We start from the raw sequence: 24,509 nt of genomic DNA, 5'->3' as shown, positions 1-24,509 counted from the left end.
CCACCTCATCCGCAACACTTGACCTCATCACTTCGCGCCCTTGGAGGCCCCATGAACCTGAACTCTTTGCAGAATGACCGCGCCGCCGGCGTCCTGGTCACCCTCGCCGCCGGCGACGCCCTGGGCGCCGGCTACGAATTCGGACCCGCCCTGCCGGACACCGCCGACGTCAGCATGAAGGGCGGCGGCCCGTTCGGGTTCGCCCCCTCCGAGTGGACGGACGACACGTCCATGGCGATCGTTATCGCCGACGCCCTGCTCGAAGCCGCCGGCGAGCGCCGCGGACTGGACGAGCAAGCCAAGAGCGCGATGGCGCAGGCTTGGTCCGAGTGGGCACGTGAGGCCAAGGATGTGGGCGTCCAGACCAGCTCCGTGCTGGGCCGGGCACGGAGTGCGGCCGCCGCCGAGGGGCGCACCGCGATCACCGCAGCAGATGCCTACGCGGCGTCCGAGCAGGTGCACCGCTCCTCCGGCCGTTCCGGCGGCAACGGCTCGCTGATGCGCACTGCTCCCCTGGCGCTGGCCTTCCTCGACCGGCCCGAGCGGGAGCTGTTCGACGCGGCCATGGAGGTCAGCGCACTGACCCACTTCGATCCGGAGGCGGGTGAGGCCTGCGCGCTCTGGTGCCTGGCCATCCGGCATGCTGTCCTCACCGGCGATCTGGACATCCGGAAGGGGCTGGAGCTCCTGCCCGGTGAACGGGCAGCCTTGTGGCTGGAGCGGATCGAAACCGCTGAACGCAGCCGGCCGCGCGACTTCACCCGCAACGGCTGGGTAGTCGAAGCCTTCCAGGCTGCTTGGTCCGCTATTACGACGACGACGGACGCAGCTTCCGGCCCGGCGCATCTTCGTGCCGCGCTTGAGGCTGCGGTCCGCGGCGGGAACGATACCGACACGGTCGCCGCAATTGCCGGTGGACTGCTCGGCGCCGCGCATGGCTTTACTGCAGTGCCGTTCGAGTGGCGGCGGAAGTTGCACGGTTGGCCCGGGTACGAGGCCCGGGATCTGCAGCGGCTGGCCCTGCAGCTGGCCCGCGGCGAGGGTCGGACGGAAGGCCGCTGGCCGGACCTGCCGGTCTTCGACAACTCGGCGTTCATCAGTGCAGCCAAGACCGCCGTCGTTGCCCACCCGCTGGATGACGGCGTGCTCCTGGGCGGAGCCCCGGCCCTGTCCCGGACCGACTACGACGCCGTCGTCTCCCTCTCCCGTGTTGGCACCGCCGAAACCCACGTGGATCCGTCCGACCATGCCTCCTTGTGGGTACTGGATGAAGCGGCGGCTGACGCTAACGCCCATCTGGAATTCGCGCTCCGGGAGGCCGCTGCCGCCGTCGCTCTCTTCCGCTCCGAAGGTAAGCGTGTGCTGCTGCACTGCGTTCGGATGGAAAGCCGTACGCCAACCGTCGCTGCTCTCTACGGTGCCCTGGTTACGGGCATGACTCCGGAGCAAGCACTGGAGAAGGTCCGTGAGGTCCTCCCCCACGCCAACCCGAACCCCGGATTCCGCCGACTGCTGCGGCGTCTTTCGCAGGAGGCCCAGTGAACAGCGGGCTGGGGCGGGCCTGCCCGCATTGCGGTGGCGACAGGCCGGAGCATTTGATCCCGCGGAATTACTTGTGCCCGGCATGCACGGACCGTGCCACCCATGTCATGGGCCGCAAGGTCCGGATGTTCAACGGCTTCGAAGACCAAGCGGACCGTATCAGCGCCTCCGGCCGAGGCGCAGAACACGAGGACGGTAGCCTGTGCCGGGAGGTTGCCGAGCGCGGCATCGCATACGTTGACGGGGCTGCCTATCAGGCGGGCGAAGGCCGTTTCGGCGGAACATGTATGTGGCCCCTCGCCTCGCCGGCTCCAGCTGCGAAGGAGACAGAACCGCATCCGGATGAGATGGAACTTTACTGGCAGGGCGCCACGCTGGCGCTGGCCGAGGACATCGAGTGGCTCAAGGATGGTGACTTCGTCCTGGTCGAGTACGGAGAGTCAACGGAAGACGCCTGTGCACCCTACGCTCAGGTCGCCTTGGACGAAGAGGGCTACTGGTGCGAGATCGTGTCGAATGACTATCTACCCGGAGACACCTGGCCGCTGCACGGTGACGTGTTGAAGGCGGCCGGCTGGAACGCACCGGATACGTCCTGCCCCAACTGGAGCAGTATGCGCACCGGACCGCAGCTCACTGCCGGGGAAGTGCTGGCTGGCCTCAGACACGGCCGGTCCTGCCCGGATGTCCGCCAACTTAGCTGGCATGTTGCAACGGCTCCGCCAGAGCTGTAAGCCGTCGTCTCACCGACTTCCGCGAAGGCGGAAAGTCTCCATCGCCGTCGTACTCGCGATGGCTGCCCGTAAAAATGTCAGTGGCAAGCCCTACTGTGAAATCACGGGGGCAGGCATCAGCTGCCACGTCAGAACGACGAACATTCTTGGGGGAATGATGAGCGACGGCTATGCAATTTTCGACACGGGCAATGACCAGCGCAAACCGGTGAGGCTACTGCTGGGCGACGCCAAGAAGCTGGAAATTATTCACGGCTTGCGGCGTGCTGGGTTTCGTTCCAAAGAGGCCGCGCTGGCCTTCCTGACGCGGACGACCGGCCGTCCCATCGCCAATCTGACAGAGGTCTACGACGTCGAAGGCGCCAAGATCTTGAGGGAGCTCAGCAAACTCAGCCGACCGCAGATATCCCAACGAATCTAAGAAAGGGAACAACACCGCCAAACCAACTACCAGGCCAGGGAGGTCGCCATGCAGTTTCCAGTACCCGTTCCACCAGTCCGTCGGTTCATTAGTGCTGCGGACGAAGTATCCGTCCGCAGCGGGATCTCCGTTCATGTTAGGCAGCAGCACGGTCATTACATCTGGGCCGCGGCACGGACACAAGGCGAACGTGTCCTTGGCATTCGCTCCGGAGCTATGGAGCCGACAGCCTGTGGTGCTAACCGAGGAAAACTGCTCAATGAAATGCACGACGCCGTACGCCTGCTGAGGGGTTCCAATCAAGTAGATATCTTCTGCACAAGCGAGGACACGGCCGAGTCGCTGCGCCAGCTGGGGCTGGCCGTGTCAGCCTTCTATCCGCCGGTTGCTGCCATCACGGCTATGGACGACGCTGTGCGTTCCTGCGTCGATAGCTTGTTCACCGCCGTCGAAATTGCCACGGATGCATCGCGGGGCAGGGGCTCCCGCTGGGTAGGCCACGGCTGGGTCCTGACGTTCGCGGGAAGCGTTGGGCCTGTCCTCGGATACAAAGCCGTGGACGTCGGCAATGTCCTCGAAGGCGAGCTGCGTGCCCTTCGTTTCGCTCTCCTTGCTGCCCGGAGCGCTTATACGGGTGCCCTCGACGGCCGAAGCGCGGTCACCGTCAGCACGGATAGTCAGTTGGCACTGCGGATGCTGCTGCAGCAAGGTTTCGAGCCGCCGTCGTCAAACGGCCGCTGCGCGAGCGAAGTCCTGCGCATCCGCGAGTTGACCAAGCACGCGGACGTGCATTTCCGGTGGGTCAAAGGGCATTCAGGCGATCCGTTGAACACCTTCGCTGACCGAATGGCCGTGCTCGCCCGGCGATGCCGGGAAGCCGGATTGTCTCCGGAAGAAACGGACCGCCTCGCTGCTGCAGTCCGTGAGGAAGCAGAGTGTCAGCTTCTCAGTTCGCACGTGGCGCTGGCCGCCTAGATCATTGTTCCGGCCCGCAGCAGTTGCCCGAGCTCAAATCCTGTCAGTGGCGGCTGATAAACCTTAACCAGAACGAACAGGACTTCCCCTGGCAACGTTCCTGACCCTGTTTCCTACCCGAGGAGATTGCATGACTCTAACCCTTCCGCCGGCTCCCGCCGGTGTCTCCGGGATCAGCCCGGTCGAAGCTGCCGTTTCCGGACAGCAGCTCACGCAAGCCCAGCGCAATGCCATCTGGGTGCGGCGCTACATCGACGGCGAAACGCTGGAAGCCATCGGCTCCGATTATGGAGTCACGCGCGAACGAGTCCGCCAGATCGTCACTAAGATCGGCGGCAGCCTTGCTCAGGAGTCGCGGCAGAAGCGCCTGGACGCGCGGCAAGCACTGGCACGGGCCGCTGCAGAAGCATTCATGGGTAAATACGGCGAGTCCGCCAGGCGCATCGCGGCGCAAGGATGCACCAAGCCGCAGACCCTTGCCAGGCTGAAATTCGTGTTCCCTGCCATGGATGAGGAACTTGCTGATTCAGTCCTCCGCACAGCGGGCATCGTGTTCAATCATCAAGCGCAGAACGTTTTTTCGGACGCAGTCATCAAAGCTGGCGTCTACTATCTGGTTGGCGCCGAGCTGGGGCTGGCGCCGGATCCCGAGTACGCCGCAGTACACGTGGACCTGGAGCTGATGGAAGAACTCGCACGGATCCTCAGGGGCGGAACTGCTAGCGACGACGACGTGGCCACCATTCTGGGCATCATCGGGGCTGCTCATAGGCATGTCGCCCAGCACCCCGAAACCACGATTACCGGCGCGCGTTATGAAGAGCTCCGTGATGAACTGGTACCCGCGCTCGGCTGGGAATCCAGGCAAGGTTCCACGCCTTGGCCACCTACGCGCCAGACACTCATGGGCCGCTACAAGTACTGGAATTCCGCACTGGAATCGATGGGCCTAGCCACCGCCAATATTGGACGCCCGCCGGGTCTCGTCAAATTCTCCGAAGCCGAGTACCAGGATGCGATTGACTCCTTCGTCCAAGAGATGAGACTTCTCGACCTGCACCCAAGCGTCGAACGCTACGGTCCATGGGCCTCCAGCGAAAAGGCAGCAGGCGTGAAGCGGCCCGCCGAAGCGTCCGTTCGAAACTTCTTCGGCGGCTGGTCCGCAGCGGTCCGTGCTGCCGAAGACCAGCAGCACGTTGTTGACCAGCACGAAAAGGAAATTCCGGCATGCGCGATTTGAGGAACACCCCCGAGTGGAACGCCTTGGCTGAGCTCCGCCGGCGCGGAGTCCCTGTGGAAACCGCGGCGGGTCTCTTCGGCTACTCGAAAGAGGAAGTCCTCCGCGCCTTTGGCCGCTGGGCAGCTGTCGAGAAGAAAAAACCGAAGGTGGCCAAAGACGGAACGACCATGTGTCCCAGATGCGGTCATGAGGCCTGGCCGGTGCGTTTCGGCATGTGGGTTCCTCAGCCGGACAAACCTGCGCCTAAAGCTGTCATGGCCGGGTGTGTCATTGGGCCAGACGAGCCCGACTGGGCCTGCCAGAACGAAGAATGCGGTTATGAATGGCGCGTGGACTCGGTAAGCAGAGCTGGCCACGATGGCTTCCGCGACTGGTGAACGGGAGACTTCTTCGCTGAACTCAACCTGCAGGATCACGCACAATCAGTGCGAAGGCTTCATTGAGACTGCTCGGCTCCGCTCGACTGCGTTTGGCTCTACCGACAATGACGCATATGAGCCCCAGCTGCCACTAGTACCGTGCCTGCACTAAACTTGGTTTGTTCAAATATTGGGGGAAATTTTGTTCACTTTGCCATCTACTGACGCATCAAACGGCCTAGACGTCGTATTTTCTGCAAGCGATTTAGTGCTCTTCAGCACCTGTCAGTTCGCCACGTTGCGGCGGTTGGACATCGCCCTTAAATGGTCGCCAAAGCCCGATTTCGCTATCGACGCTATGTTGGACCGGACGAGCAGGCTGGGCGACACCCACGAGAAGAAGGTACTTGTCCGGTACGTGAACCAGTTTGGGCGTTGGAACCCCGCGAAGGGCACTGGAGTCTACATCGTAGAAGAGGTGACAGCAGCCGAGCGTTCTCAAGGTGTACGAGAGGCTTACATCCGCAAGCACGACGAAACCGTTGACGCCCTTCGAGCCGGAGCTGACGTCGTCTTTCAGGCCTCATTCTTCGATGGCGTTTTTCACGGAAAGGCAGACTTCCTAGTCAAGCAGCCGAATGGCGCATACGCAGTCTATGACACGAAGCTTGCGCGGCACCCAAAAACCACTGCACTCTTGCAACTCGCCAGCTACGCCGATCAGCTTCTCAAGTTGGGTTTCCAAGTCGCGCCAGAGGTCACTCTGGTGCTCGGCACGTTGGAAGAATCCAACCATGCCGTTGTAGACCTCCTTCCCGTCTACCGGGAGCAGTTCGGCCGCCTGCTGAAAATGGCGTCTGGCCATAGAAGTGCAGGACTCCCGGTTGAATGGTTTGGAGAAAACTTTTCGGTTTGCGGCACTTGCGACTATTGCAGCGAAGCCATCGAAGCTAACGACGATTTGTTCTGCATAGCTGGAATGCGTACCTCGCGCCGTCAGGAGTTGATGGCGCAAGGAATAAGCACGGTCAAAGACCTAGCACTCGCAGACCCTGCACAAGGCGACGCATATTTTGCGAGGCTCGTTGACCAAGCCGTCATGCAGGCCGGAGCAGATAGCGAAGAATGCCCTAAGTACAAAGTCTTGCCCGGACACAACCTTCACTCCATTCCCCGGCCCTCCGAAGGAGACATCTTCTTCGATTTCGAGGGCGATCCATTGTGGCAGGACACGGCAACCGGTGACTGGGGCATCGAGTATTTATTCGGTGTCATCGAGGCACCAGTTGATGGGCTGGAGCCTGTCTTTGTAAAGTTCGTTGCGCACGATCGCAAGCAGGAAAGGCAAGCATTCCTAGACTTCGTGGACTACGTTCAGAAGCGGCGCGCGCAGCATCCTGACATGCATATCTACCATTACGCGGCCTACGAGCGTACAGCGTTGAAACGACTGTCGCACACTTATCCTGGCGGCGAACATGCCATCGACGACTGGCTCCGTAACAACGTCCTGGTGGACCTATACGCGGTCGTTCGGCGCAGCTTGCGCATCGCAGCTACCTCCTACTCCATCAAGAAGTTGGAGCCGCTCTACATGGGCGATGAACTTCGAACTGGTGATGTCAAGGACGCCGGCGCATCCGTCGTCGCATACGAAGAGTTCTGCGATGCCATCATCTCGAAGAATCAGCAAGCTGCAGACCGCATTTGGCGCTCGATCGAAGACTATAACCACTATGACTGCCTCTCAACGTTAAGATTGCGTGATTGGCTACAAAGCCTTCGGCACCCAGACGTCAGTGGCGCCGCCGAGGAAGGGAGCGATCCGCGTCCCCTGACTGAGCCTTCCGAGCTTGAGGTCGCCATGGGCGATCTCGTCGCCGCCCTGCCCGATGAATCCGAATGGTCGGGTGAAGATATCGTGCTGACCTTGGTCGAGGCCGCCTTGGCTTATCACCGTCGCGAGAACAACACCGCATTCCGAGAACACTTCGACCGGCTCAACGATGATGTCGAGGACTGGCAAGACCACCGCGACGTCTTCCTCATCGAGGAATGCACTGTCGAAGCCGATTGGGCGAGGAAGTCTGCCCGCTTATATCCGCGCCGACGGATTCGTGCCTCCGGCAGGTTGGCGGACGGATCCCGGTTCATCCCGACGAGCCTAAAGAAAGATGCGCGGTACGTTCGGATATTCGAAGATCCGTGGCCTGCGAAGCTGTCCGCGGACGAGTCACAAATGCGCAACCTGAGAGGTCATTTCAGGAATACCGAGATCATTTCCGTCGATCTTGGTGAAAACGGGCAGTCGACGATCATCTTCGATGAAGTCGACAAAGAGGGCTATGAGCAGTTTCCTATGGCGTTGGCTCCCCGTATGCCGGTGCCTGCGGACAAGCTCAAGGACGCAATCCATGGTTTGGCCCGGCGTTTACTCGAAACCTACCCCGAGCTGCCGAGACACTGCGTGTTTGAACTACTGCGACGGCGATCACCCAACAATCTGTTTGCCAATGCGTTGGCTGGGGTAGCCGGCCACGACTACGTCTCCGCAGCCGTTAGGGCCCTTAAAAGGATTGACCACTCTTACGTAGCGGTTCAGGGCCCTCCAGGAACTGGAAAGACGTATGTAGGCGCCCGGGTCATCAAAGCCCTTGTCGAACAGGGCTGGCGTATCGGCGTTGTCGCTCAGTCACACGCGGTGGTCGAAAACTTGCTCGACAGTGTAGTGGAGGCAGGTCTCAGTAACGACTGCGTGGGTAAAGTCCCCGAAGGCGATGGGGTGCGGCTCTGGACCACGCTCGCTAAGGGCAATTCATTTCGTGACTTCGCTAAGAAGGCCTCAGGCGTAGTAGTCGGCGGTACGGCTTGGACCTTCACCGACCCGGCTCTCGATGTCGAATTCGACCTTATGGTCGTGGACGAAGCCGGTCAGTACTCGCTCGCTTACACTATGGCTGCTGCGCACAACTCCCGCCGGCTCCTCCTGCTAGGGGATCCGAATCAGCTGCCACAGGTCACTCAAGGTAAGCACCCGGCACCGGTAAACCGATCTGCACTCGGCTGGCTCACTCAGGAGAAGCCCGTGCTCCCGTCCGAATTCGGCTACTTCCTCGACCAGTCATGGCGTATGCACCCCGAGCTATGTAACTTCGTGTCCCGTCTATCGTATGGGGGAAGGCTCAGCTCTGCCGATGCCGCTTCCCAACGAAACATGGAGCGAGAGCCCGCCGGCGTAGAGACCTTATTCGTTGACCATGAGAACAGGACTACCTCGTCGTCAGAGGAGGCAGATGAAGTGGTCCGTCAGGTCCGACGGCATGTCGGACTGGCATGGGTCGACGAGGAAGGAGTTGTTCCAAGGCCTTTAGCGGCATCGGACGTCCTAGTGGTCGCTGCTTATAACGCGCAGGTGGAGCTGCTCCGGCGTGTGCTCGACAACGCCGGTCTCGAAGCGGCGCGAGTCGGCACCGTCGATAAATTCCAAGGGCAGGAGGCCCCCGTCGTCGTTGTTTCAATGGCTTGTTCTGAGCCACGGACTGCAGCGCGAGGAATGGAGTTCCTGCTCAACCGGAATCGAATTAACGTGGCCGTGTCCCGTGCAAAATGGCGCACTGTGCTTATACGCTCGCCCCATTTGACGCACTATCTGCCCAAACAACCACATGCTCTAGCGGAGCTTGGTGCATTCATCGGGTTGTCCGAAGGTCACTAACAGCTCGCGTCTCAAGATGTCCTGTCCCCGGTGATGCTGCCCTCGAAACAGCATCACCGGGGACAGGACAATACGCAGCAAGAAATGTCAGCTCCTGACGGTACCAGCGCGGTTAGACAGCGACTGCAGGGAACACAACGAGCGATCCGTCGCTGCTTCGTTCGATCTCAATCGCGACATCGGCTTGGTGGATTCGCACATTGAGGCCGTCTCCTATCGCACGAAGGCGATAAGCGGCGTCGAGTAGGTCGTCCACCTCGCCTGGCGTGAATGCAGGGATCCGGAAACCGCCATGGCGCTTCAACTCAAGAGTGGACAGTCGAAGGAGGACTGAGTTGATGCCTGCTTCCAACTCGTCGACGCGACGTTCGTCGTCGCGCAATATTCCGATGAAGCTCTTGAACGGATTGTCGGTTCCCTCCAGCTGCGCGTGTTCAACTGCTTGAAGCACCAGTACTCGACGCTTGAGAGCAATGGCGAGCCGTGCAAGCTCCAAGTGAGCACGGAATGCGCCACCTTCCTCGTTGATACCGGGGAATGATTTGGCCAGTGCACCGACTTCAACCGGGCCATCAGGCAGCGCATCTAGGGAGTTTTGCCATTTCATGAGCCGACGCTTGGCTCGTTCGAACGCAGTGCTGATCGCGTACGACGAGGAATCCAGGCCAAGCGATAGTCCGATTCTGCCCTGGTCCAAGACAATCGATGTCGCCTTGTCGATCGCGTCACGACAACCGTCTAGCTCATTGCGTTCCTTCTCAAGGTTGTCTTCGTGTAATTGCTCCAGGAGGACGGTGATTCGCTCGATCGCTTGCTGGCGTTGGTGATCGGCGTGGGCGCTGACACCGACCGCGACGGCCATCAGCACGAGTGGCGCGGCCACTGTCAACGCTCCGGCGCTGGCTACGGCCACGCCAGCCGTGGCGGCCGAGCCGGTTGCAGCACCTGCAACAGCGGCCTTGCCAGCAACGGGCACGAACGTTGCTTTGGCTACGATGCCGGTAGAGTCGCGCAGCGCACTGTACACACCTCCGGCAGCGGCCTTAGAAGCCATGGGCTTTACGAGTCCCTTACCGACCTGCGCGGCGACCTTTGCCGGGACCACCATTCGATAAAGCACCTCGCCGCCATCCACGACGTTTAGCTTCGCGGGCGCAGACTTCGCGCTATCAGCCACAAGCTGCGATAACTGCTGAGCGAGCGGACTGGCCGAATGAAGCGCAATCCCCCCATTCCGATCGCGTTTGGCTGACATCGGATGCGCTTCCAGCGTCGCGATTGGGGAATCCGCAAGCGCTGCCAGAACTGTTCTCAGTTCTGCGAGTCGGGCAGGTGTCATGCCCTCGTCGCCTAGCACGCTCGGAACGTTCACGGCCTCTGTAGCGAGTGTCCATACCGGCACTGGTGCCTTGTTATCGGTAGTCACGTCTTGTCCCCTCCCCAAACTGACATCCACCATAGGCGGTGGTAGCGACACCAATTCAACCACAAGCCGCAGACCGTATTTCTCTCCTGTTCATGTGGTCGCACCCTTTCTGGTGGGCTGTAGGTGGGTCCTTGGGGCCCAGTCCGTTCGGCCACTCATGAAGCCTTTGCCAGCCCTGCCCTGCTGTTGCTGTTCGCGGTGACCATCCTCCCTGCTGGCTTCGACGAGTTCAGCCATGCCGCCGCGGCCAGACGCGACGGATCCACACCCGGGCGCTGTTCGTGGGCTGGCCTGCTTTCTATGCCAGTGTCACGAACTCCTACCGGCTCAGCCTGACGGCCGGATTCGCGCCAAGACGCACGGACGATGCTTCACTACCATCCTTGTCGTCGTCACGAAGGATACCTGGTGGCTTACCTGCTATGACGAGCTGCTCCTGATGGTGATGACTCGGATTCTCAGATGGTCTGCCAGCTGCTGTCCCAAGAGCATCGAGAGACGGGTAGCGGTACATGCCGCGGTCGACATGGACCGGGTACACGGCGCCGTCCTTATTTTATCTCCTTTAGAGTGCGAACAAGTTCAGTGCAACAGATGGCAACCAGTTGTTCAGGTCTTGCCTTGCAGTGGAGGCTGTCCTGTGACGCCCGTCGCTGCGCAGCAGACTCGCCGCTGCACAGCGACCGCGGCCGTTGGGGGCGTGGCTCCCCCGCGCCCTCGTCCTGAGATAGGTCGAAGGAGACCGTATATGACAAGCCGTTACCGCAGACGCGGGCTGCTGGCGCTGGCCGCGGCCGTGCCGGTGGCTCTCGCCGCTGCCGGCATCGCCGTTGCAGACCCCGCTACGACAGGCAGTCCCGAGGTGGCTGCCGCTGACCTGCCGTGGATGGATACCACGCTGGTGCCCGAAGAGCGCTCGTCGCTGCTGCTCGAAGCCATGACGCTCGAGCAGAAGATGCAGCAGCTGACCGGTGCCAACCCCGAGATCCTCCCCGACCTGCCCGAGTGCTACGGCGCCCGGCATGTCACCGGGATTGCCGACCTGGCCATCCCGACCCTGCGCATCACCAACGGCCCGGTGGGCGTGGGGCAGAACGACTGCGTCGACCCGGCGCTGGCCGACGATCCGAACGCCTCGCCGTACGCTGCCTACACAGACCCCTCGTCCGCCAAGGCGACGGCGCTGCCCTCGGCCACGTCGGTTGCCGCGTCCTTCGATCCGGCTGTCGCCTCGATGTTCGGCGACGTGATCGGCACCGAGATGAAAAACCTCGGCCTGCATGTGTTCGAGGCTCCGGGCATGAACATGGCACGCCTGCCGGTGCTGGGCCGCAACTTCGAATACTTCGGCGAGGACCCCTACCTGACCGGCACCATGGGCGTCGCCGAGACCCAGTCGGTCCAGGATCACGGTCTGATCGCCATGGCGAAGCACTTCGTCGCCAACGAGCAGGAAACCAACCGGATGACGATCCAGGAGACCGTCGACGAGCGCACGCTGCACGAGATGTACCTGCTCCCGTTCGAGATGGCTGTCAAGGACGGCGACGTGGGCTCCATCATGTGCGCGTACAACTACGTCAACGGCACCTCCTCCTGCGAGAACGACTACATCCTGAACGACGTGCTTCGCGACCAGTGGGGTTTCAAGGGCTACGTCCAGTCCGACTTCTTCGCAACGAAGAGCACTGTGGACACGCTGCTCGGCGGCCTGGACCACATGATGCCGACCCCGCAGCAGTGGGCGCCGGAACTGTTGACCGCCGCTCTCGACGCCGGCGACATCAAGGTGTCCGACATCGATACCGCGCTGGACCGACGTTATGTCCAGATGTTCAAGTACGGCATCTTCGACCGGCCGCTCGAGCAGACCCCGATCGACTACGCGGCCGGCGGCGAGAAGGCACGCGAGATCGGCACCAAGGGTGCCGTGCTGCTGCAGAACAACGGCGCGCTGCCGATCGACTCCTCGGTGGAGGAGATCATGGTGATCGGCAAGGCCTCGCAGGTCTACGCCCAGCAGGCTGTGGCCGGCGGTGCAAAGGTCGGTGAGCCGTTCGGCTCCGGCGGCGGAAGCTCCGACGTCGTTCCTACGTACTCTGTTTCCCCGGTGGAAGGCATCAAGAATGCGTTGGGCAACCTCGGCAATGCCGAGGCGAAGGTCAAGCTGATCCTCGTTGACGACGAGAACACCAACGCGACGATCGACGGCGAGGAAACCACGTTCGACGCGGCGCTGGAGGAGGCCCGGAACGCGGACAGCGTGGTGATGATGGCCGGCACGATCTCCGAAGAAGGCGCCGACCGTGCGACCTTCACCGACACCACCGGCAAGCAGCGTGTGGCCGTCGGCGACAACCTCGACTGGTACGCGGCCGCGCCGAACAAGATTGCAACCGACGACGGCGAAAACCCGGCGAAGAACAGCAACACGGTGGCCATGATCAAGGCGGTCATGGCTGCGGCTCCCTCGATGGCGGAGAAGACGTCCCTGGTGCTGAAGGACAACGCGGGAGTTGCCATGGATCCGGCCCTGGTGGGCGATAAAGGTCCGGCCATCCTCGAAGCGTGGTTCCCCGGTCAGGAAGACGGCAACATCGTGGCGGACCTGCTCTTCGGCGTGGAAAACCCATCCGGCAAGTCGCCTGTCACCTATCCGTACACCGGCAAGGGTTTCATGGACAACGTCTCCACGCTGCAGTTCCCCGGTGACATCATCGACGGCAAACAGACCGTCGAGTACACCGAGAAGCTCAACATCGGCTACCGCTGGTACGACTCCAACGTGAGCGGCGAATGCGACGCCGCGGAAGACGGCTCCAACTCCTGCGTAGCGTTCCCGTTTGGTCACGGCCTGTCCTACTCCGAGTTCGAGACGTCCAAGCTCACGGTGACGCCGCGGGTATCGGACGGGACCAAGCCGATCAAGGTCCAGTTCTTCGTGGAGAACACCGGCGATGTGGCCGGCACGGAGGTACCGCAGCTCTACGTGAGCCTGCCGGACGCCGCCAACGAGCCGCCCAAGCGCCTGGTCGGCTTCGAGAAGGTGGAACTGCAGCCGGGCGAGAAGAAGCGCGTGCAGATCACCATCGATCCGGATGCGTCCAACCACCCGCTCTCGGTCTGGGATGCCGAGGCTGACGAGTGGAGCACGCCGGCCGGAGAGTTCGATATCCGCGTGGGCAGCTCCTCGGGCGACGTGACGCTGTCCGAGACCGTGGACGTCCGGATGCCCGCGGCCAAGCAGTAACCGGACACCGCAGCAACAGCAGTAATGCCGCCGGGCCACTTTGTGGTCCGGCGGCACCATTCGCACTAAGAGCAGGCGCGACGGCGAGCATGCCGGGCGCCGGAAGAAAGAATTTGAGATGAAGAGACCGGGAAATCTACGCAATTGGCGTCTGCCGATGGCCGCGCTGTGCATAGGTGCCGTTTCGTTCACGGTGGCGGCAGCACCGGCGTCGGCCTTTGGGAAGTCCCAGGACAAGACTTCCGAGACGAGCGGCCCGTCGCAGGACGCGATCGCCGAATCGCTCAGTGCCGTCCCGTCCGTCAAGGGACCCATCGCGGAGACTGCCAACAGCTACATGTTCTCCACCATGGACCAGGCAAAAGAGCCGTTCGATGTGAAGGACCACGGCTACGTGGAGAAGGAGTACTTCCTCTCCGGCACGGCCAATGTGTACAGCAACGAAAGCGGCGCCGTCGAGGTCGCCACGGAAGATGTTCCCTACACCAACCGGATCCTGGTGCGGCGGCCGGCCAACCCGCAGGACGCTTCCGGCGTGGTGCTGGTGGACATCCTCAACGCCTCCAACGGGTACGACGTGGAGGACCACTGGCGCCGGGTCTGGCAGCACGCCATGGCCGAAGGCCACACCTACATCGGCATCACCTCGAAGCCCCTGAACGTGGACGCCCTCAAAAATTTCGACGCCGAACGCTACGCCGACTTGAGCTGGAACACCGACCAGGATACCGCGGACCAGCGGATCGTCGCCGATCCGGACAACCCTGCCACCTTCGACCCGTTCATGGTGGTCGAGGGAGCGGAAGAAGGCCTGGCCTGGGACATCATCACGCAGGTCGGCACGCTGCTGCAGAGCGACCAGTCCCGCCGCGTGCTCGGCGGCCAGGACGCCGAGACCGTGCTGCTGATGGGCCAGTCGCAGTCCGGCATCTACCTGAATACGTGGACCAGCAACTTCCACGACCTGGCCCGCGAAGCTAATGGCGGCAACGTTTTCGACGGTTACCTCAACAGCGTGGGCGCGGTGCTCGAACGTCCGCTCGCCCAGGACACTGACGGCGTGGGCGGGCTCCAGCTGGTACCCGGCTCGGAACCGGAACTGGATACGCCGTTCATCACCGTTACTTCGGAGGGCGATACGTCGCTGTTCGGCACCGGGATCCTCGCCGAAAACGAGGACCTGGCCGAGAACCGCCGGCACTGGCAGGTCCCGGGAACGCCACACACGGACGTCAATTCCCCCGTCACGCCCGCCAATGAGGAGGTCTACCGCAGCGGCCGGCTCCCCCGCCTGATGGACCAGGAGTTCATCGACGCGCTTAACCCGTACCCGCTGGAGCCAGCCATCATCGCTGCAACCGAGTCATTGGTTGATTGGGTGCAGGACGGCGAGCCGGCGGCGCCGTCGCAATGGTTCGACATGAACGACGACGGCATACTGGTCCGCGACGAGCACGGCAACGTCACCGGCGGCGTGCGCTACGGTCTGCTGGACTACCCGCTGGCAACGTTCAACGGCGCTTCTGCACCGGGCTCGGTGTTCGGCAGCTACTCGCTCATCTCACGGGAAGAGTTCGACGAGACCTACGGCAGCCGCGAGGCCTACCTGGAGCTCATCGAGGAATCCAACTCGCGGCAGATCGAGGCCGGCTATCTGACCAAATCGGGTGCTGCGCAGATGGTTCGCGTGGCTAATGACCTGCTGGACCGAATTGGAGCCTGAGGTTCGGCCTCCCTTCAACCCCTCGATATCGTGACTCATCACAACACTGGCGCCACCTGATTACCTTTCCTGGGTGCCCGATGAGGGTCTCGCGGCGACCAGCCCGCGCTCCTGTCTCACCATCGTGCCAGCGCGATCTCTGCTTCCACACCCGAGAGCTTCTCGGGGTTGCGGATGTAGTAGATCCCGGCGATCCGTCCGTCGTGGACGCTGGCGGCAAAGACGCCGTCCAGCTGGTCGTCCATGGTGACCAGCAACGCCGGGCGTCCGTTGATCGTCGTGTGGTGCGCGGCCAGCGCGCCGCCGGCCTTCTTCAGGCCGCCCAGGAACAGGCGTGCGACTTTATCGGCACCACGGACCGGGTTCGGGACGGCCTGCTTGATGCCGCCGCCGTCGGCGAGTACGACGACGTCGGGCGCCAGCACGTCCATGAGCGCCTGCACGTCGCCCGTCTCGATCGAGAGCTTGAAGGCCGCGAGCACCTTCCGGGTCTCTGCCGGGGACGCCGCCTTTCGGGGACGGCGGGCCTCGACGGAGGCACGGGCTCGATGCGCGATCTGCCGGACGGCGGCGGGCGACTTCTCAACGGCGTCGGCGATCTCATCGTGGGTGAAACCGAACGACTCGTGCAAGACGAACACAGCCCGCTCGGTGGGGGCGAGCGTCTCGAGCACCACCATGAGCGCCATCGAGACGCCCTCGGCGAGCAGCACGTCCTCGGCGACGTCGGGGGCGGTGAGCAGCGGCTCGGGCAGCCACTGCCCGACGTAGTCCTCCTTTCGCCGCTGCAGCGTTCGCAGTCTATTCAGCGCCTGCCGTGTCGTGATCCTCACCAGGTAGGCGCGTCGGCTATGGATTTGGTCGAGGTCCACGTCGACCCACCGCAGCCAGGTCTCCTGCAGCACGTCCTCGGCGTCGGTGGCGGAGCCAAGGATCTCGTATGCCACAGTGAACAGCAGGTTGCGGTGGGCGACGAAGATGTCGGTCGCCGGGCCGGCTGATTCGTCGGTCATGATCGACCTCTCGGAGGGATAATTCTCAGTCTGCCAGGGATCCTGGGATCCCGGCAGGGGCGGGGGTTTTGCTGAGGAGCCGCGACCGCCGCGGGTCCTGGACCAGCGTCAGACCGGCGATGAGCCGTGGCCGCCGCGCCATCATACCCAGCCCTTTCACGCTGCCCGCGCTCACGGACTCCTTGATCTTGGCGCCGAGCCGGCCGCCCACGTGGACGCCGATCGCGGTGTCGTCGCGCCGGGAAAGCTGCAGCACCCCGGCCCTTCGTCCGAGGCTGAGACACTGGCCCGAGATCGGCGCCGAGAACGGCTCGGGCTCCCGGCCTGCGACGCGCCGCAGGACGGTGCCGGCCGCGTGGGCACCGAGCAGCTGCGCGGACGCGCAGCACATGCGGTAAGGCACGCCGGATGGGGTGGCCGAGTCTCCCGCAGCGACGATGTGGTCGTCGTCGACACTGGTCAGCGTCTCGTCGGTGAGCAGTCGCCCGACGGCGTCGGTGGTCAGCCCGCTGCGGGCGGCGAGGTCCGGGACGCCGAACCCCGCGGTCCACACGGTAACCCCGCTAGGCAGCTCCCTGCCGTCGGCAAGCCGGACTGCGTCGTGCTCCACGGCCGTTGCCTGCGCACCGGTGCCCGCGAGGACGGTGACGCCGAGCCGGTCCATCTGCCGCATGACCTCGCGCCGCGCCGCCGGATGCAAGTACGGACCGAGCTCGTCGCCGCAGACCAGCGTGACGGAACGGCCGAGCTCTGCGAGCTCGGAGGCGGTCTCGATGCCGGTGGCGCCGCCGCCGACGACGGTGACAGGCGCCGCGGGGTCCGCGGCGAGGGCCCGCTGCAGAGCATCGGCCTGTTCGAGCGTGCCCAGCGGGTGGGCATGCTCCGCCGCGCCGGGCACAACCGGCGCCGCGCTGTGGCTGCCGACCGCGTAGATCAGGTAGTCGTACCGGGTGGTGCCGCCACCCTGTTCGAGCGTCTGGGACCCGGCATCGATCCTTTTCACCGTGTCGACGGCGATCTGCACAGACGGCGCCAGGACCTCGGAGAGGTCGACGACCGCGTCATGCGAGCCGGCGACCCGTTGGTGCAGCCGGATGCGTTCGACGAACGCGCGCCGGGGATTGATCAAGGTGATTCTCAGGTCCGGGTTCGTGCTGAGGCGGTTCGCGGCGATGACGCCGGCGTATCCGCCCCCGATGACGACCACGTCTGTCGTGCGTGCCATGGTTCTAACTCCCTGCGGTGTCGATTGGTTGACTGGTATCCATGTGACACCGGGGAAGCGGATAGTGTGACAGGCGGCGCTGCCGCTCCGATCGCTCCGGCACGGCAGCACGGTAAAGCGCGGCGTCGGCATCAGGGGTCGAAGAGGCGTGGAGCCCCAAGACCCTCGGTCTCGTCTGCCCCCGAGGCACTGTGGGAATCAAAAGGAACTGGCACGGTCTGGTGTAGGCAAGTTGAACCTGCTGGTGGAGCGGCTTGGAACATGGCGTCACAGTGGCCGCCCCTGACATTTCACGCCCTCAAATGCCAATGGAAGGATTCATCAGTATGCTTTCCAGTAGCTGTGGACGTTTGACCCCGAAGATAACTGAACAGAATGGCGCACCGCGCCGGGAGACGGAGATTTTGATGAGCAACGAACAGGGACCCACGCCGCTGTCGCCGGAAGAACTCGAATCCCAGTCCGGCACCGCGCTGCCGGACAAGGAGGTCGCTTCCATTCTCGATCTGAATGCGGATCTCGACTTGGCCATCGATGCAGCCGCGCCGATCGATCTCGCCGTCGCGGCGAACGCCAACGTCGCGGCCCCCATTGATGCCGCAGCCTCCGCCAACATCCTCTCGGATGGCTCCACGGCGCAGGCGCTGTCCGACCAGGGCGTCATTATCGACCAGGGCATCGCCGCCGATGCGACAGCCGAGTCCGCACAGGACAGCACCATCGACCAAAGCAATGAAACGATCGACGACGGCGAAACCACCTCGGGCACGGCCGGCAGCTTGGACTCCCCCACCGCTGATTCGAGCGTGCCGCTGGACGGCGCTAGCCAGGAGACGGCGGACCCGGCCTTGCTGCCCGACGGGACGCTGCCGGACGCCACGCTTCCAGACACTGGATCCGTCACGGAGGACCTTGGATCCACACTTGACGGGAATCTGCTGAACGTCAACCTGGATCTGGCCGCGGACGCTGACATTGCCGCTCCGATCAACGGTGCTGTGGCCGCCAATGCCAACGTTGCCGCGCCCATCGACGCCGCAGTCGCGGCCAACATCGGCTCGGTGGACAGCGAGGCGACCGCTGTGGCACAGCAGGACGCCATCATCAACCAGCAGATCGACGGCGCCGCCGAGGCCAGCGCAGACCAGCAGTCCGACCTCGAACAGTAGTTCCTGAATGAGCATGAGACCGGGCGGGCCGCCGGCGGCAATGGGCAGCCCGCCCGCTGCTGACGGGCCTCCCGCACCGGTGTCGATCGACGTCCCGGTGCTGGCCGATGGAGTGCAACTCCTCGGCCAGGCACAGGGCTCCGGCTACCGGGAGCCGCCCGCGCTGGTCCGGCGCGCAGACGGCCAGACCATCCAGCTCACTCCCCTGCTGTACGCGGTCCTGGAGGGCGTGGACGGCAACCGCAACCTCGAGCAGATTGCAGATTTTGCCGGCACCCGGACGGGCAGGCTCATCACTGCCGACAACGTCCGGACCCTCATCGCCAAGCAACTGCTCCCCCTGGGCCTTTTGCAGTTGGCTGACGGTTCACAGCCCGAAGTCAAGAAGGCCAGCCCGCTGCTGGGCATGCGCTTCCGCTACACGGTCACCGACCCGGAACGTACCCGGAGGCTGACCGCCCCATTCGCCGCACTGTTCCATCCGCTGATCGCGTTGCCCGTGGTCGCAGCGTTCCTGGCGGCGTGCTGGTGGGTGCTGCTGGTCAAGGGTCTGGGCTCGGCCACGCATGAAGCCTTCGCCAATCCCGGGCTGCTCCTCCTGGTTTTCGCCATCACCATCCTCTCGGCCGGCTTCCACGAGTTCGGCCACGCGGCCGCGGCCCGTCGCGGCGGCGCGACCCCGGGAGCCATGGGCGTGGGCCTGTACCTGATCTGGCCTGCTTTCTACACCGATGTCACGGATTCCTACCGGCTGGGACGCGGCGGGCGGATCCGCACGGATCTGGGCGGCCTGTACTTCAACGCCATGGTCGTCGTATCCACCATGAGTGTCTGGTGGTTCACCGGCTTCGACGCACTGCTGCTGGTGGTAGTAACCCAGATCCTGCAGATGGTGCGCCAACTGCTGCCCCTGATTCGCTTCGACGGTTACCACATCCTCGCCGACGCGACCGGAGTGCCCGACCTGTTCCAACGGATCAAACCCACACTGCTCGGGCTGCTGCCCTGGCGCTGGTCAGACCCCGAGCCCAAGCTGCTCAAGCCATGGGCCAGGGCCGTCGTGACCGTGTGGGTCCTGGTCACGGTTCCGCTGCTCCTGTTCTGCCTGCTCATGATGGTGGTCTCACTTCCCCGGGTCCTGGGCACGGCCTGGGCCAGCGTCCTGGAACAGCAGCGGCTGCTGGCCGAGGCCAGCTCCGACGGCGACGTTGCCGGCATGGCCGTACGGGTACTGGCCATCATCGCCGTCGCGCTTCCCATCCTCGGCATCGCCTACATCCTGCTGCGCATGGCCCGGCAGCTCCTCACCGCCGTCTGGGCGAAAACCCGTGGCCGGCCGCTTCGGCGTGTGACAGCCATTGCCGCCGCCGCTGCCGTTCTCGCCGGTCTGGCCTGGGCCTGGTGGCCCGACGACGGAGCCTACCGCCCGGTGCAGCCCTACGAACGCGGAACCCTGTTCGATGCCACAGCTTCCCTCACCTCGGCTTCTTCCGTCGGACTTGCCGAGGGTCGGGCCGGCCAAACTGTCACGGCCTGGCCGTCCGGTACGGACCTCCCCACCGCGGAGAATCCGCAACTGGCGATGGTCCTCGTTCCCCGCGACAACCAGGCCGGCAGCTCAGAGACCGGCAGTGCGGAAACCAGTGAAGATCAAGCGAACGACGGCGATTCCGGCGCCACCGCTGTTGAACCTGCCACCGCGGACGCGCCTCCATCCTGGGTGTTTCCCTTCGACAGACCGCTGGCTCCCGAGGACGACGGAAACCAGGCCCTTGCCGTCAACACCGAGGACGGATCGGTTGTCTACGACGTTGCATTCGCCCTGGTCTGGGCCGAAGACGGGCCGGTGGACGCAACCAACGAGGCCTATGCCTTTGCTTCCTGCCGGGACTGCACCGCCGTCGCCGTCGGATTCCAAGTTGTCCTGATCCTCGGCCAGGCCGACGTTGTTGTGCCGCAAAATCTCTCGGCCGCGGCCAACTACAACTGCGTCGACTGCCTCACCTATGCTCTAGCCAGCCAGCTTGTCCTTACCCTCGACGGTCCGCTCAGCGAGGCAGGCATGGATGAGCTTACGGCGCTGTGGGAGGAGATCGCTGCCTATGGCAGGTCGCTCGAAGACGTTCCGCTGGACGAGATCCAAAGCCGCCTGAACGACTACAAGGCGCGCATTCTCGGCATCATCGAAAAGGACGATGCAACCAGCGGCGGGAGCAGCAGCACCGAAGCGGAATCCGATGCAGACACCGACGTGGACTCAGATACCCAGCCCACCCAGGAGCAGGACACGGACGAGGAGCCTCAACAGGCGCCCGTATCCACCACCGTGGCGCCGGAGCCAGACACCTCCGATCCGAAACCCTCATCCGATGCAACGTCTCCGGCGGACACCGGCAGCGAGCAACAACCGGCCCCGGCACAGGAGCCTACCGGCGAACCGGCTCCCGATACGGCCACCTCTCCCCCTGCACCGCTAACCACCACCACGCCGCAACCCGCTCCGGCCCCCGCACAGGAACCAGCGCCCGCGCCGGCTCCTGCGGATGAACCGGCACCGGCGCCGACCGGATGAACGCTCCCAGAGATCCGGCGGAAGTCTTGCTCATGGCGGGCGGGACATGTCCTCCAAGTTCCTTCTACGGAACCAGCTCCAAAACATGCCCCTCGCTTGACCTGTTGCTTGTCGATTATTTGGCGGTCTTCGCGGCCTTCTTGGCACCGACCCCGACGCCTACCGAGTCCTCCGAAAGCCGCTGTGCCAGCCAGATCGGCACGATAGAAATCAGGATCAGCACCACGGCCACCACGTTGACCACTGGTGCCTGGTTGGGACGGAAGAGGTTTTGCAGGATCCAGACGGGCAACGTCTGCTGGCCGGCGCCGATGGTGAAGGTGGTGACGATGATTTCGTCGAAGCTGAGGGCGAAAGCCAGCAGCCCGCCGGCGAGCAGCGCCGAACGCAGCTGCGGGAAGGTGACCAGCCTGAACGTCGTGAAGACGCCGGCGCCGAGATCGGCGGAGGCTTCCTCCAGGCCTGGGCTCATCCGTCGCAGCCGGGCAATCGCATTGTTGAACACGGTGACCATGCAGAAGGTGGCGTGGGCAATGATCACCGTCCAGATGCTCAGCGGGACGCCCAGCACCGTGGTGAACATGTTGTTCAGGGCGATGCCGGTAACAATGCCGGGCAGAGCGATCGGCAGGATGACCAGCAGGTTGATCACGTCGCGGCCAAAGAACTTATAGCGCTGCAGCGCCATGGCCAGCAGGGTGCCGAGCGCCAGGGAGATAACCGTGGAGACGACGGCGACCCACACGGACGTCATCAGCGCCTCGCGGACGCCGGCGGAGTCGAATGCCCTCCCCCACCACTCCAGGGTGAAGCCCTTCGGCGGCCAGCCGAAGGTGCGGTCCGCGTTGAAGGAATTGACCACTACCAGCAGCAGCGGTGCGTAGATGAAGAAAAGGATGAGTCCGGTGATGGTGCCCAGGACAATCCTGGCGCTTCGGGACAGTCTCACGTCAGACTCCTAGAGGTTGTTCAGGGCGCCGGTGCGGCGGACCACAAAGAGGTAGATCATGATGATCACGATCGGGATCAGGGACACGGCGGCGGCCAAGGGCAGGTTGTTCGCCGCACCGACATTGGCGTACACCACAGTGCCGAGCATCTGCGTAGTGCCGCCGACAATCTGCGCGGTGATGTAGTCACCGAGGGAGAGCGAGAAGGTGAAGATGGTGCCGGCGATGATGGAGGGAACCAGGATCGGCAGCATCACCAGCCGCATGGTGGTCCACGGCTTGGCACCAAGGTCGCCGGAGGCCTCGAGCATGGAGTTGGGCACCCGCTCAAACCCCGCGTGGATGGGCAGGATCATATAGGGCAGCCAGATGTAGGCCAGGGTCAGGATGACCGCGGTCTCTGAATAACCCGGGGAGTCCAGCCCGATGGGCCTGCCGAGCCATTCGAGCAGCCCGCCCTCGGCGAGCACGTTGCGCCAGGCATAGGCCTTGACCAAATAGCTGGCCCAGAGCGGCATGAGCACTGCGATGACCAGCAGCTTCTGCCAGCGGGCGGTGGCGACCTTTGCAATGAAGAAAGCTATCGGCAGTGCTATCACCATGTCGATCACGGTCACGGCGACGGCAATATAGATGGTCCGCAACGTGATGACCTGGTACACCGAGGTGGTCAGGACCGTACGGATGTTGTCGAAGGTCCAGGTGGTGGACACCTTCCCGGTGAAGGTGTCCACCGTCCAGAGTGCGGTGATCAGCAGGGCCGCGAGCGCGGCAATGTAGACGAGGATGAGCCAGGCGGCCGGTGCGGTGAGCAGCCCGGCGAGCCGCAGCCGGGGCGAGCGGTGCAGCAGTGCCGAGATGCCCTGTTTCCTGGGTGGCACCGGCTTCCGCTCCGGGCCGCCCGCGGGAGCCGGCCCGGGCGCCGTCGTTGTTTGCATTGCCATTCTCTACCTCCGCCTTACGTCACTGCTGGTCAACATGGATTCAGGTCAGCCCTTGATCTCGGTCCAGGCCTTGGTCCACTCCGAGTAGTCCGTGCACTTGACGTCCGTGCGGCCGTCAACGCAGTTCTCCACCGGCGTGGTCCAGTACCAGATCTGGCTGGCGTACTCCTCGTCGCCCGAGTGGTACGTCTCGCAGTGGCCCTTGTCCTCGGTCAACTCGCAGGCCTTCGGGTTGGCCGGGGACTCACCGAAGTACTCGGCCACGGCGGCGTTGGCCTCCGGGCTGGCGATGTAGTCCAGCCACATGTAGGCGCAGTTCTTGTTCTTGGACTGGGAACCCACCATCCAGGTGTCGGACCAGCCGGTAGCGCCTTCCTCCGGCAGGACTGTCTCTACCTTTGTGCCGTCTGCCTTGGCAATGTTCGCACCCACCTGCCAGGTGGTGCCGACCACGCTGGAGCCGGAGGCGAAGGACTGCACTTCCTTGACCACGTCGGACCAGTATTCCCCGACGTGCTCGCGCTGCTTCTTCAGCAGTTCGACGGCGGCGTCCAGCTGTTCCTGGTCCAGCGCGTACGGGTTCTTGATGCCCAGCTCCGGATTGTGCTTCATCAGGTACAGGGCGGCGTCCGCGATGTAGATGGGCGAGTCATACGCGGTGACCTTGCCGGAGTTCTGCTCCGCGTCATCGAAAACCGCGCTCCAGGAGGTGGGGGCGGGCTCCACCTTGTCCGCGCGGTACATCAGCAGATTGGCGCCCCAGCCGTGGGGCATGCCGTAGTTAACGCCGTCCACAGTGTTCCATGCCTTGTCTTTCAGGAACGGGTAGACGTCCTTGTAGTTTTCCAGCAGGTCCGTGTTCACGGGGTCAACGTCGCCGCCGGCGATCAGTCGCAGCGAGGCGTCCCCGGAGGCGGAAATGACGTCATACTGGCCGGTGCGCATGAGGGTGACGGCCTCGTCCGAGGTGCCGAACGGCTTGAACTCCACCTGGCACTGGGTCTGCTCCTCGAAGGGCGTCACCCAGTCCACCTTCGGATCATTGCTGCCGTCCTCCACGTAACCGGGCCACGCGAGGATGGACAGCTTGCCCTCGCTCGCGCCGATCTCGGTTTTGACCTCGCCGCCGGCAGCAGCGGTCTCCCCGCTGCCGCCGCCCTGGGCTGTGCCGCAGGAGGTGAGGGCAAGCGCCGCCACCGCGACGGCGCTGATTGCCCAGTACGGTTTGTTCCTGGTTGCCATAGTGTTGCC

Annotated in this window: 17 protein-coding genes; 11 read left to right on the top strand and 6 right to left on the bottom strand. The window is 63.6% G+C overall.

The genetic code is table 11. The features are described 5' to 3' along the window. The first annotated feature begins 51 nt into the window (after positions 1 to 51). The 7 genes from J5251_RS08670 (at position 52) to J5251_RS08640 (ending at position 8,986) form a co-directional block, all read left to right on the top strand. Positions 52 to 1,542, top strand: a complete 1,491-nt coding sequence (locus tag J5251_RS08670; protein ID WP_208575791.1) for an ADP-ribosylglycohydrolase family protein — start codon at positions 52 to 54, stop codon at positions 1,540 to 1,542. After that, complete coding sequence (locus J5251_RS08665; RefSeq protein ID WP_208575790.1) at positions 1,539 to 2,276, top strand: TY-Chap domain-containing protein; 738 nt, start codon at positions 1,539 to 1,541, stop codon at positions 2,274 to 2,276. The genes J5251_RS08670 and J5251_RS08665 overlap by 4 nt, the downstream gene beginning before the upstream one ends. A 58-nt stretch (positions 2,277 to 2,334) precedes the next feature. Further along, positions 2,335 to 2,697, top strand: a complete 363-nt coding sequence (locus J5251_RS08660) for a hypothetical protein (RefSeq protein WP_208575789.1) — start codon at positions 2,335 to 2,337, stop codon at positions 2,695 to 2,697. Positions 2,698 to 2,961: 264 nt separating this feature from the next. Then, a complete protein-coding gene (locus J5251_RS08655; RefSeq protein ID WP_208575788.1) occupies positions 2,962 to 3,672 on the top strand; it encodes a ribonuclease HI in 711 nt (236 codons plus the stop codon). 130 nt (positions 3,673 to 3,802) lie between these two features. Then, positions 3,803 to 4,912, top strand: coding sequence for a sigma factor-like helix-turn-helix DNA-binding protein (locus J5251_RS08650; RefSeq protein WP_208575787.1), 1,110 nt, complete (start codon positions 3,803 to 3,805; stop codon positions 4,910 to 4,912). Next, a complete protein-coding gene (locus tag J5251_RS08645; protein ID WP_208575786.1) occupies positions 4,900 to 5,289 on the top strand; it encodes a hypothetical protein in 390 nt (129 codons plus the stop codon). The genes J5251_RS08650 and J5251_RS08645 overlap by 13 nt, the downstream gene beginning before the upstream one ends. Positions 5,290 to 5,461: 172 nt before the next feature. After that, on the top strand, positions 5,462 to 8,986 hold the full coding sequence (locus J5251_RS08640; RefSeq protein WP_432264415.1) for a TM0106 family RecB-like putative nuclease: 3,525 nt from the start codon (positions 5,462 to 5,464) through the stop codon (positions 8,984 to 8,986). A 112-nt stretch (positions 8,987 to 9,098) separates the two neighbouring features. On the opposite strand, the gene J5251_RS08635 is transcribed toward J5251_RS08640, so the two are convergent. Continuing rightward, a complete protein-coding gene (locus J5251_RS08635; protein WP_208575785.1) occupies positions 9,099 to 10,412 on the bottom strand; it encodes a hypothetical protein in 1,314 nt (437 codons plus the stop codon). 748 nt (positions 10,413 to 11,160) lie between these two features. Between J5251_RS08635 and J5251_RS08630 the strand changes: the two genes are divergently transcribed. Beyond that, positions 11,161 to 13,662 (top strand): beta-glucosidase family protein, encoded by a 2,502-nt coding sequence (locus J5251_RS08630; RefSeq protein ID WP_208575784.1) that lies wholly within the window; start codon positions 11,161 to 11,163, stop codon positions 13,660 to 13,662. 118 nt (positions 13,663 to 13,780) lie between these two features. Beyond that, entirely contained in the window at positions 13,781 to 15,385 is a 1,605-nt protein-coding gene (locus tag J5251_RS08625) for an alpha/beta hydrolase domain-containing protein (protein ID WP_208575783.1), read from the top strand. A gap of 116 nt (positions 15,386 to 15,501) precedes the next feature. Here J5251_RS08625 and J5251_RS08620 read toward each other — a convergent pair whose 3' ends face one another. After that, a complete protein-coding gene (locus J5251_RS08620; protein ID WP_208575782.1) occupies positions 15,502 to 16,398 on the bottom strand; it encodes an RNA polymerase sigma-70 factor in 897 nt (298 codons plus the stop codon). Positions 16,399 to 16,423: 25 nt separating this feature from the next. Next, positions 16,424 to 17,623: an NAD(P)/FAD-dependent oxidoreductase gene (locus J5251_RS08615; protein WP_208575781.1), complete on the bottom strand. Its 1,200-nt coding sequence runs from the start codon at positions 17,621 to 17,623 to the stop codon at positions 16,424 to 16,426. A 407-nt stretch (positions 17,624 to 18,030) separates the two neighbouring features. On the opposite strand from J5251_RS08615, the gene J5251_RS08610 reads away from it, so the two are divergent. Together J5251_RS08610 and J5251_RS08605 are read left to right on the top strand one after the other, a co-directional pair. After that, on the top strand, positions 18,031 to 18,792 hold the full coding sequence (locus J5251_RS08610; RefSeq protein WP_139004970.1) for a peptidoglycan-binding protein: 762 nt from the start codon (positions 18,031 to 18,033) through the stop codon (positions 18,790 to 18,792). A gap of 7 nt (positions 18,793 to 18,799) precedes the next feature. Continuing rightward, positions 18,800 to 21,364, top strand: a complete 2,565-nt coding sequence (locus J5251_RS08605) for a hypothetical protein (protein WP_244250857.1) — start codon at positions 18,800 to 18,802, stop codon at positions 21,362 to 21,364. Positions 21,365 to 21,479: 115 nt separating this feature from the next. On the opposite strand, the gene J5251_RS08600 is transcribed toward J5251_RS08605, so the two are convergent. From J5251_RS08600 to J5251_RS08590, 3 genes are read right to left on the bottom strand one after another with little or no spacing between them, the layout of a single operon-like run. Next, complete coding sequence (locus J5251_RS08600; RefSeq protein WP_139004969.1) at positions 21,480 to 22,313, bottom strand: ABC transporter permease; 834 nt, start codon at positions 22,311 to 22,313, stop codon at positions 21,480 to 21,482. A gap of 9 nt (positions 22,314 to 22,322) precedes the next feature. Beyond that, positions 22,323 to 23,258, bottom strand: coding sequence for an ABC transporter permease (locus tag J5251_RS08595; RefSeq protein ID WP_244250855.1), 936 nt, complete (start codon positions 23,256 to 23,258; stop codon positions 22,323 to 22,325). 45 nt (positions 23,259 to 23,303) lie between these two features. After that, the gene (locus J5251_RS08590) at positions 23,304 to 24,500 is read right to left on the bottom strand and encodes an ABC transporter substrate-binding protein (protein ID WP_208575780.1); all 1,197 of its coding nucleotides are present in this window, start codon (positions 24,498 to 24,500) and stop codon (positions 23,304 to 23,306) included. Between the last annotated feature and the right edge of the window lie 9 nt (positions 24,501 to 24,509).

Origin of the sequence: Arthrobacter crystallopoietes, from assembly GCF_017603825.1 — a bacterium.
GTDB classification, from domain to species: Bacteria; Actinomycetota; Actinomycetes; order Actinomycetales; family Micrococcaceae; genus Crystallibacter; species Crystallibacter crystallopoietes_B.
This window is presented reverse-complemented; position numbering and strand designations above follow the sequence as displayed.